This window comes from Hydrogenophaga sp. SL48, from assembly GCF_021729865.1.
Classification (GTDB): Bacteria; Pseudomonadota; Gammaproteobacteria; order Burkholderiales; family Burkholderiaceae_C; genus Hydrogenophaga.
In genome coordinates this window covers 897362-912772 of sequence record NZ_CP063400.1, presented here as the reverse complement: position 1 = coordinate 912772, position 15411 = coordinate 897362, and the positions used below count along the sequence as shown (strand labels likewise).

At 70.2% G+C, this 15411-nt stretch carries 16 protein-coding genes; 8 read left to right on the top strand and 8 right to left on the bottom strand.

Features of this window, described 5'->3' with window-relative positions; translation table 11 throughout:
* Positions 1-51 precede the first annotated feature (51 nt).
* Complete coding sequence (locus IM738_RS04395) at positions 52-873, top strand: alpha/beta fold hydrolase (protein ID WP_236964675.1); 822 nt, start codon at positions 52-54, stop codon at positions 871-873.
* Positions 874-876: 3 nt separating this feature from the next.
* Here IM738_RS04395 and IM738_RS04390 read toward each other — a convergent pair whose 3' ends face one another.
* Positions 877-1251: a DUF2917 domain-containing protein gene (locus IM738_RS04390; RefSeq protein ID WP_236964674.1), complete on the bottom strand. Its 375-nt coding sequence runs from the start codon at positions 1249-1251 to the stop codon at positions 877-879.
* A gap of 194 nt (positions 1252-1445) precedes the next feature.
* Between IM738_RS04390 and IM738_RS04385 the strand changes: the two genes are divergently transcribed.
* Both IM738_RS04385 and IM738_RS04380 read left to right on the top strand, forming a co-directional pair.
* On the top strand, positions 1446-2954 hold the full coding sequence (locus tag IM738_RS04385) for an aminotransferase-like domain-containing protein (RefSeq protein WP_236964673.1): 1509 nt from the start codon (positions 1446-1448) through the stop codon (positions 2952-2954).
* A gap of 70 nt (positions 2955-3024) precedes the next feature.
* The gene (locus IM738_RS04380; RefSeq protein ID WP_236964672.1) at positions 3025-4314 is read left to right on the top strand and encodes a cytochrome P450; all 1290 of its coding nucleotides are present in this window, start codon (positions 3025-3027) and stop codon (positions 4312-4314) included.
* A gap of 3 nt (positions 4315-4317) precedes the next feature.
* On the opposite strand, the gene IM738_RS04375 is transcribed toward IM738_RS04380, so the two are convergent.
* A complete protein-coding gene (locus tag IM738_RS04375; RefSeq protein ID WP_236964671.1) occupies positions 4318-5559 on the bottom strand; it encodes a YihY family inner membrane protein in 1242 nt (413 codons plus the stop codon).
* Between the two features lie 86 nt (positions 5560-5645).
* Here IM738_RS04375 and IM738_RS04370 point away from each other — a divergent pair, with 86 nt between their 5' ends.
* Genes IM738_RS04370 through IM738_RS04360 form a run of 3 tightly spaced genes read left to right on the top strand, consistent with a single transcriptional unit; the run spans position 5646 to position 8745 of the window.
* On the top strand, positions 5646-6110 hold the full coding sequence (locus IM738_RS04370; RefSeq protein ID WP_236964670.1) for a DUF2069 domain-containing protein: 465 nt from the start codon (positions 5646-5648) through the stop codon (positions 6108-6110).
* Positions 6107-7531 (top strand): FAD-binding oxidoreductase, encoded by a 1425-nt coding sequence (locus IM738_RS04365; protein ID WP_236964669.1) that lies wholly within the window; start codon positions 6107-6109, stop codon positions 7529-7531. The genes IM738_RS04370 and IM738_RS04365 overlap by 4 nt, the downstream gene beginning before the upstream one ends.
* Before the next feature lie 53 nt (positions 7532-7584).
* Entirely contained in the window at positions 7585-8745 is a 1161-nt protein-coding gene (locus IM738_RS04360) for an MFS transporter (RefSeq protein ID WP_236964668.1), read from the top strand.
* 12 nt (positions 8746-8757) lie between these two features.
* Here the strand turns inward: IM738_RS04360 and IM738_RS04355 are convergent, their stop codons facing one another.
* On the bottom strand, positions 8758-9378 hold the full coding sequence (locus IM738_RS04355) for a glutathione S-transferase family protein (RefSeq protein ID WP_236964667.1): 621 nt from the start codon (positions 9376-9378) through the stop codon (positions 8758-8760).
* A 136-nt stretch (positions 9379-9514) separates the two neighbouring features.
* Between IM738_RS04355 and IM738_RS04350 the strand changes: the two genes are divergently transcribed.
* Complete coding sequence (locus tag IM738_RS04350) at positions 9515-10360, top strand: thymidylate synthase (RefSeq protein ID WP_236964666.1); 846 nt, start codon at positions 9515-9517, stop codon at positions 10358-10360.
* A 29-nt stretch (positions 10361-10389) separates the two neighbouring features.
* Positions 10390-10896: a dihydrofolate reductase gene (locus IM738_RS04345; protein WP_236964665.1), complete on the top strand. Its 507-nt coding sequence runs from the start codon at positions 10390-10392 to the stop codon at positions 10894-10896.
* Between the two features lie 51 nt (positions 10897-10947).
* Here IM738_RS04345 and IM738_RS04340 read toward each other — a convergent pair whose 3' ends face one another.
* Genes IM738_RS04340 through IM738_RS04320 form a run of 5 tightly spaced genes read right to left on the bottom strand, consistent with a single transcriptional unit; the run spans position 10948 to position 15294 of the window.
* Positions 10948-11634, bottom strand: coding sequence for a tetratricopeptide repeat protein (locus IM738_RS04340; protein WP_236964664.1), 687 nt, complete (start codon positions 11632-11634; stop codon positions 10948-10950).
* A gap of 24 nt (positions 11635-11658) precedes the next feature.
* A complete protein-coding gene (locus IM738_RS04335) occupies positions 11659-12477 on the bottom strand; it encodes an SDR family oxidoreductase (protein ID WP_236964663.1) in 819 nt (272 codons plus the stop codon).
* Positions 12474-13172 carry a TenA family transcriptional regulator gene (locus tag IM738_RS04330; RefSeq protein ID WP_236964662.1) on the bottom strand — a complete coding sequence of 233 codons (699 nt, stop codon included), beginning with the start codon at positions 13170-13172 and terminating at the stop codon, positions 12474-12476. Before IM738_RS04330 ends, IM738_RS04335 begins: the two co-directional genes overlap by 4 nt.
* 20 nt (positions 13173-13192) lie before the next feature.
* Entirely contained in the window at positions 13193-14644 is a 1452-nt protein-coding gene (locus IM738_RS04325; RefSeq protein ID WP_236964661.1) for an AMP-binding protein, read from the bottom strand.
* Complete coding sequence (locus IM738_RS04320; protein WP_236964660.1) at positions 14641-15294, bottom strand: thermostable hemolysin; 654 nt, start codon at positions 15292-15294, stop codon at positions 14641-14643. The genes IM738_RS04325 and IM738_RS04320 overlap by 4 nt, the downstream gene beginning before the upstream one ends.
* Positions 15295-15411: the final 117 nt, after the last annotated feature.

Here is a 15411-nt window from a genome sequence, read left to right as displayed (position 1 = left end):
CCCCAAGGGGGCGAAGGCCTCCCTTGGGGCGGCCCGGCGGGAGTCCTGACCATGTACCTGCAAGTCAATGGCGCAACCACCTACTGCTACACCGGCGGCAAAGCCTTCGACCCCGCCAAGCCCACCGTCGTCTTCATCCACGGCGTGGTCAACGACCACAGCGTCTGGGCCCTGCAGAGCCGCTACCTGGCCAACCACGGCTTCAACGTGCTCGCGGTGGACCTGCCAGGCCATTGCCGGAGCGGCGGCGAAGCGCCCTCCTCGGTCGAGGCTGCGGCCGACTTCGTCGGTGCCCTGCTCGACGCGGCGGGTGCGCAGACCGCCGCGCTGGTGGGCCACAGCTGGGGCTCGCTGATCGCCATGGAAGCCGCCGCCCGGCTGAAGCAGCGCGTGAGCCACCTGGTGCTCGTGGGCACGGCCTTTCCCATGGAGGTCTCGCCCGCGCTGATCGAGGCTTCGCTGAACCAGCCCATGAAGGCGCTGACCATGGTCAACGTGTTCTCGCGCAGCACGCTGGCCGCGCCGCCATCGGCGCTCGGCCCGGGCACCTGGGTCTACGGCGGCAGCATGGCGCTGGGCCAACGGGTGCTGGCCAGCAACACGAAGGTGAACGTGTTCCACCGGGGCTTCGTGGCCTGCGACACCTACGCGGGTGGCGAGGCCGCGATGGCGACCCTCACCTGCCCGGTGCTGTTCCTGCTCGGCGCCCAGGACCAGATGACACCGCCCAAGGCCGCGCAGGGCCTGATCAAGGCCGCCCAGGCGGCCGGGAAGGCGGTGCGGATCGTGAGCCTGCCCGTGGGCCACCACCAGATGACCGAAACCCCGGACGCCACGCTGTTCGCCATCCGGGACTTCCTGCAGGGCCGCTGAACCTCAGCGGGCGAACGAACGCTCCCACACGCTGCAGGTCGTCGCCGTGGCCCGGCCGGCCAGTCGGCGCAGCGCGCGCCAGACGGCGGCACTCCAGTTGCGCCGGGGCGCGGGCGCCACCAGCGGCGTCAGCAGGTACTCGCTGTAGCAGGACGGCGCGTCCTCGGATCGGCGGGGCTCGGCGTCGGCGCCGATCACCACCCAGTCCTGCAGCAGGTCGATGGTGGCGCCGGGGCCGAGAAACAGGTCCTGCGCCACGTTCGGCTGGGTCAGCCAGAGGCGGCCGCTGACCACCCGCAGCCGCATGCCGTGGCTGGCGTGGATGAGCCGGGTCTGGCGCGGCAAGAGGCGGGTGGTCTGGGCGGTGGTGGGGTGCATGGCGGGCCTCCTGTGGATGAGGCTCCACTGTCCCGTTTCGGGCGCTGGCGCAACAGACACACAGACCACACAGTTCGAGCCACCAGATGCCGCACAGACCCCATCTGTGTGGTCGGTTTCGGGTCCATCTGTACCGGTCGCAGCGCCCCTCCCGCGGCGCCGGACCACGGCCCCTCGGTTAGCATGGAAAGGCCATGTCCGCCCCGCCACCCACCCTGGCGCTGTGTCCGGTCCCGTCGGCCGAACCCGCCCCTGCCCTGCCGCTGTACCAGCAGATCGCGCAGGCGCTGGCGCAGCTGATCCACGGCGGCAGCTTCAAGACCGGCCAGCGCCTGCCTTCGGTGCGCGAAACGGCGCTGACCCAGGGTGTGTCCATCTCCACCGTCATGCAGGCCTACCGCCAGCTCGAAGAGCAGGGCCTGGTGCAGGCCCGGCCCAAGGCGGGTTACTTCGTGAAGCGCGCCCAGCGCATCGCCCAGCCCAGCCTGAGCGCGCCGCCGCAGCGCAGCTTCCTGCTGGAGCGGCAAAGCCGCTCCGAGGCCTTCGCCATGCTGCACCAGCCCGGTGACCGCGCCAGCTTCGGTGGCTTCACGCCGCAGAGCAGCGAGCTGTTTGACGACGCGCGGCTGCGCGTGGCCGTGGGCCGCGCCTCGCGCGTGCACCGCCGCAGCCTCACCGAATACAACAAGGCCGACGCGGGCCGGCCCGCGCTGCGCCAGGCCGTGGCCCAGCGCGCCCTGCACCTGGGCTGCGCGCTGGACGCGAACGACATCGTGATCACCGCCAGCTGCACGCAAGCCGTGAGCCTGTGCCTGCGCGCGGTCACGCAGCCAGGCGACGTGGTGGCGCTGGAGTCGCCCACCTTTTTCGGCTACCTCGACCTGATCGAATCGCTGGGCCTGCGGGTGCTGGAGATCCCCACGCACCCCGCCACCGGCCTCTCGCTGCCCGCGCTGGAGCTGGCGCTGGACACGCAACCCATCAAGGCCGTGCTCGCCGCGCCCACGCTGTCCAACCCGCTGGGCTCGGTGATGCCGCTGGCGGCGAAGCAGCGGCTGGTGCGCCTGCTGACGCAGCGGCGCGTGCCGCTGATCGAGGACGTGGTGTTCAACGACCTCTTGTCCGGCGACGAGCGCCGCAAGGCCGCCAAGGCCTGGGACACCGAAGGCAACGTCATGGTCTGTGGCTCGTTTGCCAAGACGCTCACCCCGGGCATCCGCCTCGGCTGGGTCGAGGCCGGCCGCTGGCGCGATGCCGTCGCCACCCACAAACGGCTGCAGGGCGCGGCCACCAACGTGGTGCTGGAAGAGGCACTCGCCGACCTGCTGACCCAGGGCAGCTACGAGGCCCACCTGCGGCGCCTCACCGCCCACATGCGCCAGCGCCGCTTTGAGGCCCGCCACCTGATCGGGCACCACTTTCCCAGCGGCACGCGCGTGAGCAACCCGCCCTCGGGCGACACGCTCTGGCTGGAGCTGGACCCGGTGATTGACAGCATGGCGCTGTTCAAGCGCTGCGCCAGCGAGGGCATCACCTTCGGCCCGGGCGAGCTCTTCACCGCCACCGACCGCTACCGGAATTGCCTGCGCCTGAACTTCTCCGGCCCCTGGAACCCGGTCAGCATGCAGGCACTGGCGCGCATCGGCGAGATCGCGGGCGAGATGCTGAACGAGCACCGGCCGAACGAACGCCGCCGGGCCTGAACACCGCCCCCGCACACCGCCGCGCACAGGTGACCCTCTTCGCGGGGGTCGCTGCCACAATGGCCGGACCATGATCCAGCCGCACCAGATCACCCCGCCCATGAGCGCCGAGCGCGCGCGTGACATCGCCACCTCGTTCGACCTGCGCGCCCTGCCCGCCGACTTCCTGGCCAACCCCTACCCGGTGTACGCGGCCTTGCGCGAGACGGAGCCGGTGCGCCGCATGCCCGACGGTTCGTACTTCCTGACCCGCCACGCCGACCTGGTCGCGGTGTACCGCGACGCCGCCACCTTCAGCTCCGACAAACACGTGGAATTCGCGCCCAAGTACGGGTCGGATTCGCCGCTCTACGAGCACCACACCACCAGCCTGGTGTTCAACGATCCGCCGCTGCACACCCGCGTGCGCAAGCTCATCATGGGCGCCCTCACGCGCCGCGCCATCGCCGACATGGAGCCAGGCCTGATCGCACTGGTGGACAGCCTGCTCGACCGCATCGACGCGCAGGGCGGCGGCGACCTGATCGAGGATTTCGCGTCGGCCATTCCGGTCGAGATCATCGGCAACCTGCTGGGCGTGCCGCACGCCGACCGCAGCCCGCTGCGCGACTGGTCGCTGGCCATCCTGGGTGCGCTCGAACCCGTGCCCACGCCCGCGCAGCACGCCGCCGGCAACCGCAGCGTGACCGAGATGCTGGACTACCTGCGCGGTCTGGTCGCCGAACGGCGCAAGGCCCCGGGCGACCCCGAGCGCGACGTGCTCACGCGCCTGATCCAGGGCGAGACCGGTGGCGACCGGCTCAGCGAGGTCGAGCTGCTGCAGAACTGCATCTTCCTGCTCAACGCCGGCCATGAGACCACCACCAACCTGATCGGCAACGGCCTGATCCTGATGCAGGAGTTCCCGGTGGCGCGAGCCCTGTGGCTGGCCGACCTGCGGGCCACGGAGGGCGACGCGGCGGCACAAGAGCAGGTGCTGTCGCTGGCGGTGGACGAGTGCCTGCGATTCGAATCGTCCAACCAGCTCGGCAACCGGCGCGCGCTGGTGGCCACGCAGGTGGGTGGCATCGACCTGCCCGCCGGCGCGCTGGTCACGCTGTGCATCGGCGCGGCCAACCGCGACCCATCTGTCTACTCTCAGCCCGAAACGCTGCAACCGAAACGCGAAGGCAACAAACACCTCGCCTTCGGCTTCGGCATCCACCAGTGCGCGGGCCTGAGCCTGGCGCGGCTGGAGGGCCGCATCGCCATCGGCCGTTTCCTTCGGCGCTTCCCGGATTTCCAGCTGAGTGAGGCGCCCACCCGGGGCGGGCGGGCGCGTTTTCGCGGCTTTCTGCGCGCGCCGTTCAGCGTCCGCTGAAGCTCAGGGCACGGAGGGCGCTTCCAGCGCCTGCGCCACCGTCATCGCGTCCAGGCCGCTGGTCGCCCAGAAGGCCTCGGTGCTGGCCGACTGTGGCAGCAGCAGGCGCTGGGCCAGGGGCGCGAGCGGCAGGTTCGCCGGGTCTTGCAACAGCACGTAGCGCTCGTCGGCTTCGTCCAGCCGCCCCAGCCAGTCGAGCGCGACCATCGCCGCCACCGGCTCCTCCAGGTGCAGCGGGTCCACGCGCAGGGTCTGCGCCAGCGCCTGCAGGCTCAGGCCGCGCTGCGGTGTCTCGCGCAGCGTGTGCAGCTGCGCCAGCGTCTCCAGCGCGAGCTGGAAACGCCAGCCGGGGTAGTTGCCGCGCCGCGCGATGCCCGAGAGCAGGCTGGGCAGGTAGGCGGCCACCACCGCGCCCAGCAGCACGATCACCCAGGCCACGTAGAACCACACCAGCAGGATCGGCACCGTGGCAAAGGTGCCGTAGACCACCGAGTAGGTGGGCACCTTGGCCAGGTACCAGGTCAGCACGCCCTTGGCCAGCTCGATGCCGCCGGCCACGAACAGGCCGCCCACCAGCGCGTGGCTCCAGCGCACGTGGGTGTTGGGCACGAAGCGGTACAGCGCGGCCATGCCACCGGTCATCAGCGCGAACTGCAGCGAGTCGAGCAGCAGGCGCAGCACACCCGACCGTTCCGACACCATGCCACTCGACGCCGACACGGCGTAGGAGGTCGCGGCGAGGCTGGCGGCGAGCAGCAGCGGCCCGAGCGTGAGCACCGCCCAGTAGACGAGGATGCGCTGCGTCAGCGGCCGGGGCTGGCGCACGCGCCAGATGTCGTTGAGCTTGCGGTCGATCGTCAGGATCAGCGCCAGCGCCGTCACCAGCAGGATCAGCGCGCCGGCCCAGCCCATCTGCCCGGCCTTGGCGGCGAACTGGTTGAGGTAGCTCAGCACCTGCTTGGCGATGTTCTCGGGCACCAGGCTTTCGATCAGCCAGCGCTGCAGCGTGGTCTGCAGGCGCGCGAACATGGGGAAGGCGCTGAAGATCGCCAGCGCCACGGTGAACAGCGGCACCAGCGAGATGGTGGTGGTGAAGGTCAGGCTGGACGCGGCCACGCCCAGCTGGTCTTCGCGGAAGCGTTCGCGCAGCGTGAGCGCGGTGTTGCGCCAGGGGAAATTCAGCGTGTCGCGCCAGAGTTCGCCCAGCAGGGTTTCCAGTTGGCGCCAGCGTTCATTCAGGGTCATCCCGGTATCATCCCAGAACCATGCCCCGGGTCACCCACCTTCGTGCGTCAGCGCCCCGGGTGCCCCGAACCCTCCCCCGCCCCCACATGACACCCTCCCCCGCCTCGACGCCCCTTTCCCCCGCCGTGCGCTGGACGCGCACGCTCGCCGTGGGCAGCCTGCTGGGCCTGATCGTGCTCGGCCTGGCCTGGGAGCTGTGGCTCGCGCCGCTGCGCCCGGGCGGTTCGTGGCTGGTGATCAAGGTGCTGCCGCTCACCATCCCGCTGGCCGGCCTGCTGAAAAACCGCATGTACACCTACCGCTGGGTGAGCCTGCTGGTCTGGCTGTATTTCACCGAAGGCGCGGTGCGTGCCTGGAGCGACACCGGCCTCTCGGCCGCGCTCGCGGGCATCGAGGTGCTGCTGTGCGTGGTGCTCTTCGTGGCCTGCGCGCTGCACGTGCGCACCCGCCTGCGCGCGGCCGGCAAGGCGGCCGTCGCCGACGACGCGGCGCGGCGCGCCGCAGCGGCTGGCTACGCCAGCGATCCGATCCCTCCCAAAGCCCGACCATGAGCGAACTGCTGCACTCCCTTCGAGACATCGTGGGCGCCGCCCAGGTGCTGACCCACGACGACCCCGGCGCCGACCTGGCCGCCTGGGAGCAGGACTGGCGCAAACGTTCGCGCGGACGGGCGCTCGCCGTGGTGCGGCCGGGCAACACCGCCGAGGTCGCGGCCGTGGTCAAGGCCTGTGTGGCGGCCGGTGCGCCCCTCGTGCCGCAGGGCGGCAACACGGGCCTCGTGGTGGGCTCGGTGCCCGACGACTCGGGCACCGAGGTCGTGCTCTCGCTGACGCGCATGAACCGCGTGCGCGCCATCGACGGCGCCAACCTCACCATGACGGTGGACGCGGGCTGCGTGCTGCAGAACCTGCAGGACGCCGCCGAGACAGCGGGCTTCCTGTTCCCGCTGTCGCTCGCGGCCGAGGGCAGCTGCACCATCGGCGGCAACCTCGCCACCAACGCGGGCGGCACGCAGGTCGTGCGCTACGGCAACGCGCGCGACCTCTGCCTGGGGCTGGAGGTGGTGACGGCGCAGGGCGAGGTCTGGAATGGCCTCTCGGGCCTGCGCAAGGACAACACGGGTTACGACCTGCGTGACCTGTTCGTGGGCAGCGAAGGCACGCTGGGCATCATCACCGCCGCCACCATGAAGCTCTACCCGCAGCCCGCAGCCCGGCTCACGGCCTGGGCCGCCGTGCCCGACCTGGCGTCGGCCGTTGCCTTGCTGGGTCTGGCGCACCAGCACCTCGGCGCGGGCCTCACCGGCTTCGAGGTCATGGGCCAGTTCGCGCTGAGCCTGGTGGCGAAACACTTTCCGCAGCAGCGCGTGCCGCTCTGGGAACACAGCGCCTATTGCGTGCTGCTTGAAAACAGCGACAGCGAGTCCGAAGCGCATGCCCGCGAGCAGTTCGAGCGCCTGCTGGAGACCGCGTTCGAGCAAGACGTGGTGAGCGACGCCGTGGTCGCCGAGAGCCTGCAGCAGGCCCACGCGCTCTGGCACATCCGCGAGAGCATCCCGCTGGCGCAGGCCGAAGAAGGCCTGAACATCAAACACGACGTCAGCATCCCGGTCTCGCGCATCCCGGCCTTCTGCGAAGAGACCGACGCCTTGCTGGAGCGCGAGATTCCCGGCGTGCGCCTGGTCAACTTCGGCCACCTGGGTGACGGCAACCTGCACTACAACGTGCAGGCGCCGGCCGACGGTGATCCCCAGGCCTTCCTGCGCGAGCAGGAGACGCGCGTGAACACCCTGGTGTTTGACGCGGTGGCGCGGTTCGAGGGCTCGATCAGCGCCGAGCACGGTATCGGCAGCCTCAAAGTGGACAAGCTGCCGCAGTACAAAGACCCGGTGGCGCTGGCGCTGATGCGTTCCATCAAACAGGCGCTGGACCCGCAGAACCTGCTGAACCCCGGGCGCGTGCTGACGCGCTGAGCCAGGCCGGCCGCGCCGGCCCCTCATACCCACCGCCCACCGAGATCCGCTGCTTGGCCCACCTGCTCCTGCTCACCATCGTCTACGTGTCCTTCGTCAGCCTGGGGCTGCCCGACGCCGTCATGGGCGTGGTCTGGCCCGCCATGCGGACGGACATGGGCCAGCCGCTCGCCGCCGTGGGTGTGCTGACCATCACCATGACGGTGTGCGCCGCGCTCAGCGCGGGCTTCGCCGGGCGCCTCGTGGCGCGGGTGGGCACCGGCGTGGTGGTGGCGGCCAGCTGCCTCATGACCGCGCTGGCCCTGGTGGGTTTCTCGGTCGCGCCGTCGTTTGCCTGGCTGGTGCTGCTGGGCATTCCGCTGGGCGCGGGCGGTGGCGCGGTCGATGCCAGCCTGAACCATTTCGTCGCGGCGCACTACTCGTCGCGCCACATGAACTGGCTGCACGGCTTCTGGGGCGTGGGGGCCACCACCGGCCCGGCCGTGATGGGCCTGGCGCTGGCCAGCCCGGGCGGCTGGACCCGTGGCGTGCTCGCCCTCGGGCTGGCCCAGCTCACGCTGGCCGCGCTGCTCTGGGCCACGCTGCCGCTCTGGCGGCGCGAACACGGCCACCCCACGGACAGCGCGGCGACGGGCGAGCCGCCCGTGGTGTTCAAACCGGTCGCGCCACGCGCCCTGTGGCTGGCGCCGCTGTGTTTCCTGTTCTACGTGGCGGCCGAGATGGGCACCGGCCTGTGGGCCGCCAGCATCCTGGTCAATGACCGGGGCACCAGCCTGGCCCAGGCGGGCTTCTGGGTCTCGGTGTATTTCGGCTCCATCACCGCGGGGCGCTTCGGCGTGGGCCTGGTCTCGAACCGCCTGGGCAACCGGCGGCTGGTGGGCCTGGGGGTCCTGCTGGCCCTGGCCGGTGCCACGCTGTTCGCCCTGCCCGGCCTGCCCCCGGCGCTGTCGCTGGCCGGCCTGGTGCTCATGGGGCTCGGCTGCGCGCCGGTGTTTCCCTCGCTGATGCACGAGGCCGCGCGGCGCTTTCCGGCGGACGTGGCGCGCACCGTGATCGGCCGGCAGATGATGGCCGCCTACGCGGGCGGCTCGGTCATCCCGGCCGCGTTCGGCCTGCTGGCCACCTGGGTCGGGCTCGGTGCCGTGATGCCGGTGGTGGTGCTGCTGCTGATCGCCCTGCTGTGGACGACCCGCGCCCTCGACCGGCTGACCTGAAACGGCCCGGTATCAGGCGGCTTTCAGGCGCGCCTCGTTGATCCGGTCCGCGCGCTGCGAAGCCGGCCGTGCCTGCATCCGCGCGGCATAGGCCTCGAACACCGGCCGCTTCTCGATGGTGCCGAACATCAGGCCCCAGACCAGGCTGGACCCCACATAGACATCGGCCGCGGTGAACTGTTCACCGCACACATACGGCCCCTTCGACAGCCCGAGTTCCAGCGCATGCATCGTATCGGCGTAACTGCCGAAGCCCACCATGGCGCTGCGGCCCGCTGGCACCTCCCAGCCGAACGAGCGCGCCACGGCGGCCTGCTCCAGCGGCCCGGCGGCGAAAAACAGCCAGCGGAAGTAGTCGGCCCGGGCCGGCGAACCAGGCGGCGGGATCAGGCCTTTTTCCGGGAACCGGTCGCCCAGGTAGGCGCAGATGGCCGCGGCCTCGGTCACCACCGCATCGCCGTGGCACAGTGTCGGCACCTTGCCCATGGGGTTGACCGCCAAATACGCCGGCGCTTTCATGGCGCTGCCGTAGTCGAGCCAGACGGTCTCGTAGGGTTCACCCAGTTCTTCCATCATCCAGTGCGCGATGCGGCCACGGGACTGGGGGTTGGTGTAGAGCGTGAGTGAAGGCATGGCGGGGTCTCCTGTCGGCGTACAACGAGGCCGCATCGTAGTCGGCTGGCGGGTGTCGGTCCACCCTGGCGCAGGGGACGGTGCAGAGCGGGCACAATCCGGGTCTGGCCCACCCGTTGCCCATCGAAGTTGCCCCATGACCGACCACCGCCCCCAGCGCCCCGTGCGCTCGCAATACGAAGATTTCATGCGCCACGTCTTTGAGAACGGCGTGGACAAAGGCGACCGCACCGGCACCGGCACCAAGAGCGTCTTCGGCCACCAGATGCGCTTCGACCTCAACGAAGGCTTTCCTCTGGTGACCACCAAGAAGGTGTTCCTGAAGGCCATCATCGTCGAGCTGCTGTGGTTCCTGCGCGGCGACAGCAACGTGAAATGGCTGCAGGAGCGCGGCTGCACGATCTGGGACGAGTGGGCGCGCGCCGACGGCGACCTCGGCCCGGTCTACGGCGTGCAGTGGCGCAGCTGGCCCACGCCCGACGGCGGCCACATCGACCAGATCACCGACGTGATCCACACCCTCAAGACCAACCCCGATTCACGCCGCATCATCGTGAGCGCCTGGAACGTGGCCGAGCTCTCGAAGATGGCGCTCATGCCGTGTCACGCCTTCTTCCAGTTCTACGTGGCGCCGCCCCAGAACCCGGGCGAACGCGGCAGGCTCAGCTGCCAGCTCTACCAGCGCAGCGCCGACATTTTTCTCGGCGTGCCCTTCAACATCGCCAGCTACGCGCTGCTCACCCACATGGTGGCGCAGCAGTGTGATCTCGACGTGGGCGAGTTCATCTGGACCGGCGGCGACTGCCACATCTACGACAACCACCACGAGCAGGTGGCCCTGCAACTGGGCCGCGCGCCCTTCGCCTACCCGACGCTGAACATCAAACGCCGCCCCGACTCGATCTTCGACTACCAGTACGAAGACTTCGAGGTACTGGGCTACGAGTGCCACCCGCCGATCAAGGCCCCGGTGGCGGTGTGAGGCCGAGGGCTCCGACCACACCCCCACCCATGGCCGACCTCCCTCCTGCCCTACTCCACCTGATCTACGCCCGCGCCGCCAACGGCGTGATCGGCAAGGACAACGCCATACCCTGGCACCTGCCCGAAGACCTGGCGCACTTCAAGCGCACCACCATGGGATGCCCGGTGATCATGGGACGCAAGACTTGGGATTCACTCCCAGCGAAATTTCGCCCGCTGCCGGGCCGGCTGAACATCGTGGTCACGCGCGATGCTCACTGGCGTGCCGAGGGCGCCCTGGTGGCGCATTCGCTGGAAGCGGCGCGCGCCCTGTGCCCGCCCGGCAGCGACGCCTGGGTGATCGGCGGGGCGCAGATCTACGCGCAGGCCCTGCCGCTGGCCAGCACGGTGGTGGTCACCGAGATCGCACGCGACTTCGAGGGCGACGCCTTCGCGCCCACGCTGGGCGTGGAGTGGCAGGAAACCGCGCGCGACAGCCAGGTGGCCGCCAGCGGCCTGCCGCTGGCTTTCGTCACCTACCGTCGCATCGGTTGAATTGCCCCGGCCCTGCCGCGCTCCACGCGTCACGCGCGATGTCTGCGGGACTTACTTGCCCTTGACTTTGTCGAGCAGCTGGCGCACCTCGGTGCGGCGGCCTTCGTCGGCCACCGCGCGGCCGGCGCGGGCCGGTGCCTGCAAGGCCTTTTCGAGGTGGGCCACGGCCTTCTGGGGTTCCTCGGTCTGCACGAGAAAGTCGGCGTAGAAGTAGTTGGGGTCGATGCCGTTGGGGTTGATCGCCAGCGCCTTCTGCAGCATCTCGCGCGCCTTGGCCTTGTCGCCAAATCCCAGCGGCCAGCCCGGCACTTTGTAGTACAGCACGCCCAGGCTGTTGTAGGCCGAACCGTCCAGCGCGTTGCCGTCAATCCGGATCGCCGTTTCGTACAGCGCCTTGGCCTGCTTGACCAGCGAGAGCGCACCCAGGCCGCCCTTCTCGCCCGCCCAGGAGCTCAGGATGATGCCTTCCCAGACCATGGGCTCGGGCTTGCCGGCGAACGCCTCGCTGACCTTGTGAGCACGGTCGGCGAGCGCCTCGAATTTCTTCTCTCGCTCCGCAGCGGGGGTCCTGTAGTTGATCAACTCCCAGGCCTGCTGCAGGTCAACCACCGCTTCATCGGAGGTCGCGGCCCAGACCGTCGGGCTCAGCGCCATCACGGCGGCGGCCAGCAGGGACAGCGTGGCACGGCGGCGCGTGGCGCCGATCGTCAGGGGGTTCGAGGCAGAAACAAAACGCATGACATCTTCTCCAAAAAGAACGGTTCAGGAATGGGCGAGCAGCGCCGGCGCCAGCGGTGGCAGGCTGCGGCTGTGCTTCTTGAAACTGCCATCGAGCCAGGACGGCGCCAGGCCGTTGAGGCGCACGGCCAGTTTCTCGGGATAGCCCACAAAACGTTCGGCCGCCTCGCTCTCCATCAGGGCGAGCAGCTCCAGCGCCACCTGTTCGGGGCGGTCCATGGCCGAACCGGTGGCGCGGTTGTAGGCCTCGACCGCCTCGCTGTTGAAGGCGGTGCGCGTGCTGCGCGGCCCGAGATACTGGACCCGCACGGAGGTCTCGCACAGCTCGCGGCGCAAGGCCTGCGCAAACCCGCGCAGGCCGAACTTGCTGGCGCTGTACACGCTGTAGCCCGGCAGTCCGATGGCCCCCAGCGCAGACCCCACACAGATCACCTGCGCCCGGGCCTGCGCGAGCAGGTGGGGCAACAGGCTCTGCGTCAGCAGCATGGGCGCGATCAGGTTGGTGTGCAGCACCGCCTGCACGTCCGCCGGGCGCAGGTCCTGCAAGTGACCGAACGAGGCCAGACCGGCGTTGTGCACCAGCACGTTGCAGCCCCAGCCTGCGGCCATCACCGACAGGCTGGCCAGGTCTTCCGGACGCGAGAGATCGGCCAGGCGGTGCTCGACGCGCGAGGCATCGGTGCCCGTTTCGCGCACCAGTTGCCGCGCCTGCTCGGCCAGCCGGGGGGCCGAGCGCCCCACCAGCATCACCGTCGCGCCGGCCTTGAGCAGCGCTGCGGCGCTGGCGTGACCGATGCCTCCACTCGCGCCGGTGAGCACCACCCGGGCTTGCGGGGCCTTCATGCCGCCCCCCCGGCCGAGGCCAGCGCGGGCAACGCCACCGGCGACTGCGGCAAGGGCAGGCCGCGAAACACGTCACCGTACAGGCGGAAGAAGGCGCGTGCGCCGTGCACGATGTCGCGCTGGTCCTGCAGGTCTTCGATCTGGTCCATGAGCAACTGGAAGTGCGCGGTGTGCTCCTGGTCCAGCGTGCCGTGCGAGCGCAGGTAGCTGAACGCGGCGTCGGGCAGATTGAGCGGCTTCTGGATGTTGTCGGCCGCGAGCAGCGCGAGCGACACGCTGGTGCCTTCGAGCACGTGCACCATGCCGAAGAAGCCGAGCGGGTTGCGGCGGTGGATGGTGTCGTAGGCGTAGGCGACCATCACCTCGGCGGCATGGCCGGGTTGACCGAGCCGCACGGCCTCGGCGTCACCGCCGCACGCGCGGATGTCGTCGAGGATCCACGCCTCGTGGCCCCGCTCCTCTTCCACGTACTCGTCCATGGCGTCGTTGAGCCAGGCATGGTGCGGCGGCAGCGCGGCCTTGCAGGCCTGCAGCAGCGGCACGGTGTGCTTCACATGGTGGTAGGCCTCGGTCAGGAAGGCAACGTAGCTCGGCAGCGACACCTCGCCACGCAGGCAGCCCTGGATGATGGGGGCGGAGAGCAGCCCCATGCGGGACGATTCGGTGAGTTGCAGCAGTTGGGCATGGAATGACATGGGGGTCCTTCGTCAATGAATCAGGAAGCAGCGGCCGTGGCCGAAGCGATGCCGAGTGCCTCGGCATGCCGGTCGAGGATGGCGCTGCGTTGCGGACGGCCGTTGGCCGTGGCCAGCCCCGTGTCGGCGGAGAATCCGGCCTGGGCGCGGACCCAGTGCCGCACCTGCGCGTAGTCGGGCAAGGTCTGGTTGGCGGCATCGATGCCGGCCTGGATCTGGGCGTCGGAGACCGCCGCCAGCGGCCACACCACGGCGCTGAGCGCCGGTTCGCCGTCGCCGAACACCACCGCCTGGGCCAGCGTCGGGCCGCTGCGCAGCGCCGTCTCCACCCATTCGGGCGAGACGTTGCGGCCGAAGGCCGTGATCAGGACGTGTTTGAGGCGCCCCCGAACGTGCACAAAGCCGTCGGGATCGATCTCGCCGAGGTCGCCGGTGGGCCACCACTCGCGTGGCGATGCCGCTTCACCCAGGTAGCCCGAAAACAGGCTGCCCGCGATCTCGATCTCGCCGTGTGCGGTCACGCGAAGCCGCGCGTGTGGCAGGGCCTGGCCGGCGCTGCCGGGGCGGTCCGCGCCTGGAAGGTTCAGTGTCTGCACCGAAGCGCCCTCGGACAGGCCATAGCCCTCGTGGGCCGGAATGCCCACCTGGCGCGCGGCGAGCACCAGCGGTGCACCCACCGCGGCCCCGCCCACCGCCACCAAACGCAGGCTGGTGGGCGCCCGCAGGCCCTGTTGCAGCAGCCAGCCGGTCCAGGCGCGCAGCATCTGCGGCAGCAGGATGAGGCTGTGGGGCTGGAAGCGCTCGACCGCCGCGTGAAAACGGGCCGGGTCAAAACCGGAAGAACCGGTCAGCCCCAGCTCGGCCAGCGGCGGCACGAGGCACTCGGCACCGCGGGCGAGCGGTGCCATGACACCGGCGATGTTCTCCAGCAGCACGGCCAGGGGCAATGCACACAGGTGGCGCCGGATGTCCAGCGGCTCCAGCGCCTGCACCAGCCCGTCGGTCACCCGTTGCATGGCTTGAGTGCTCAGGCACACGCCCTTGGGGGTGCCGGTGGTGCCGGAGGTGAAGGTGAGTTTGGCGGTGCCCGCCGGCATGGGCAGGCCCGCGGCCGGCAGGCGCAGGCAGCGCAGCGGCGTGCCCACCACGTCCCAGTCGTGGGCCTCGGCCTGGGGCCAGTGCTGCGCCAGCGCGGGGACCGTGAGCAGGCTATCCACGCCGGCCACCTGCAATGCGTGAGCGATCTGCTGCGGCGTGAAAAACACCGGCAGCGGCACATGCACGATGCCGGCCTGTTCGGCCGCGCGATCGGCGACCACCCAGGCCATCGAGTTGTCCATCAGCGTGGCGAGCACGCGGGTGCCTTGTGCTTGCAGGCGCTCGGCGAGCACGTCCACGCCCGCCAGCATCTCGGCGCAGGTGAGGTGGCGCTCGCCGTCGCTCAGCGCGACGGCTTCGGGCAGCGGCGTCACAGGCCCAGCCCCTGTGCCGGTCGGCGGCGTTCGAACAGGCGCAGGGCGTGCTGAACCTGCCCGGCCAGCACCACCGGGTGGTGTTCGTAGTAGCTGCCCCACTCGCCTGCGTCGCCACCGAGCGCGGCCGCGTCGGCACGCCCGAGCGCCAGGGGCGTGATGCCGAGGCGGACGAACAGGTGTCGCAGCTCTTCGGTCAGGGTGCTGACCACCCACTGCGCTCCACGTTCGGCGAGGTGCCGGGCCATCAGCAGAATCAGGCGCCGGCCTTCCCCGGCGCGTTCCGCAGCCAGGTGCCCCACCTCGAAGATGCCGTCCCGCGAAGGGACTTGCGCGCCGGGTTGCGACAGGCACTGCTCGACCGGCCGGTCCAGGTAGCGCTCCAGAAACAGGGGCGCCACGCTGGCCTGCCGGTACCCGGCGGCGGCCACGATCTCACCGCTGGCCCGATCGCGCAGGCTCACCAGCTGCGGCGCAAAGTGCCGCACCTGAGCACCAAAGTGGCGTGCGTACACGCGTTGAACGAAACGCTCGACCTCGGCCCGATCCGGATCGACGGCGGAATGCCAGCCGAAGATCGGCGCAGCGGGAGCCCTTTCGGGCTGGGGCGGGAGGGACCCCGGGTTCGGGGCGGCGATGGCCAGAGGCATCCTGATTCCTTGAGCGCTGACCCGATGAGGCCGGCATTGAGGATGCATGGTGGGCAGGCCAGATTAAGTGAGTCTTATGGCGCGGCCACGGGGCGGAAAACCTAGAATGCTCCAACC

Coding starts and splice junctions, on each gene's coding strand:
- IM738_RS04395 (WP_236964675.1), top strand. CDS start 52: ATGTACCTGCAAGTCAATGGCGCAACCACCTACTGCTACACCGGCGGC.
- IM738_RS04390 (WP_236964674.1), bottom strand. CDS start 1,251: ATGCACCCCACCACCGCCCAGACCACCCGCCTCTTGCCGCGCCAGACC.
- IM738_RS04385 (WP_236964673.1), top strand. CDS start 1,446: ATGTCCGCCCCGCCACCCACCCTGGCGCTGTGTCCGGTCCCGTCGGCC.
- IM738_RS04380 (WP_236964672.1), top strand. CDS start 3,025: ATGATCCAGCCGCACCAGATCACCCCGCCCATGAGCGCCGAGCGCGCG.
- IM738_RS04375 (WP_236964671.1), bottom strand. CDS start 5,559: ATGACCCTGAATGAACGCTGGCGCCAACTGGAAACCCTGCTGGGCGAA.
- IM738_RS04370 (WP_236964670.1), top strand. CDS start 5,646: ATGACACCCTCCCCCGCCTCGACGCCCCTTTCCCCCGCCGTGCGCTGG.
- IM738_RS04365 (WP_236964669.1), top strand. CDS start 6,107: ATGAGCGAACTGCTGCACTCCCTTCGAGACATCGTGGGCGCCGCCCAG.
- IM738_RS04355 (WP_236964667.1), bottom strand. CDS start 9,378: ATGCCTTCACTCACGCTCTACACCAACCCCCAGTCCCGTGGCCGCATC.
- IM738_RS04350 (WP_236964666.1), top strand. CDS start 9,515: ATGACCGACCACCGCCCCCAGCGCCCCGTGCGCTCGCAATACGAAGAT.
- IM738_RS04345 (WP_236964665.1), top strand. CDS start 10,390: ATGGCCGACCTCCCTCCTGCCCTACTCCACCTGATCTACGCCCGCGCC.
- IM738_RS04340 (WP_236964664.1), bottom strand. CDS start 11,634: ATGCGTTTTGTTTCTGCCTCGAACCCCCTGACGATCGGCGCCACGCGC.
- IM738_RS04335 (WP_236964663.1), bottom strand. CDS start 12,477: ATGAAGGCCCCGCAAGCCCGGGTGGTGCTCACCGGCGCGAGTGGAGGC.
- IM738_RS04330 (WP_236964662.1), bottom strand. CDS start 13,172: ATGTCATTCCATGCCCAACTGCTGCAACTCACCGAATCGTCCCGCATG.
- IM738_RS04320 (WP_236964660.1), bottom strand. CDS start 15,294: ATGCCTCTGGCCATCGCCGCCCCGAACCCGGGGTCCCTCCCGCCCCAG.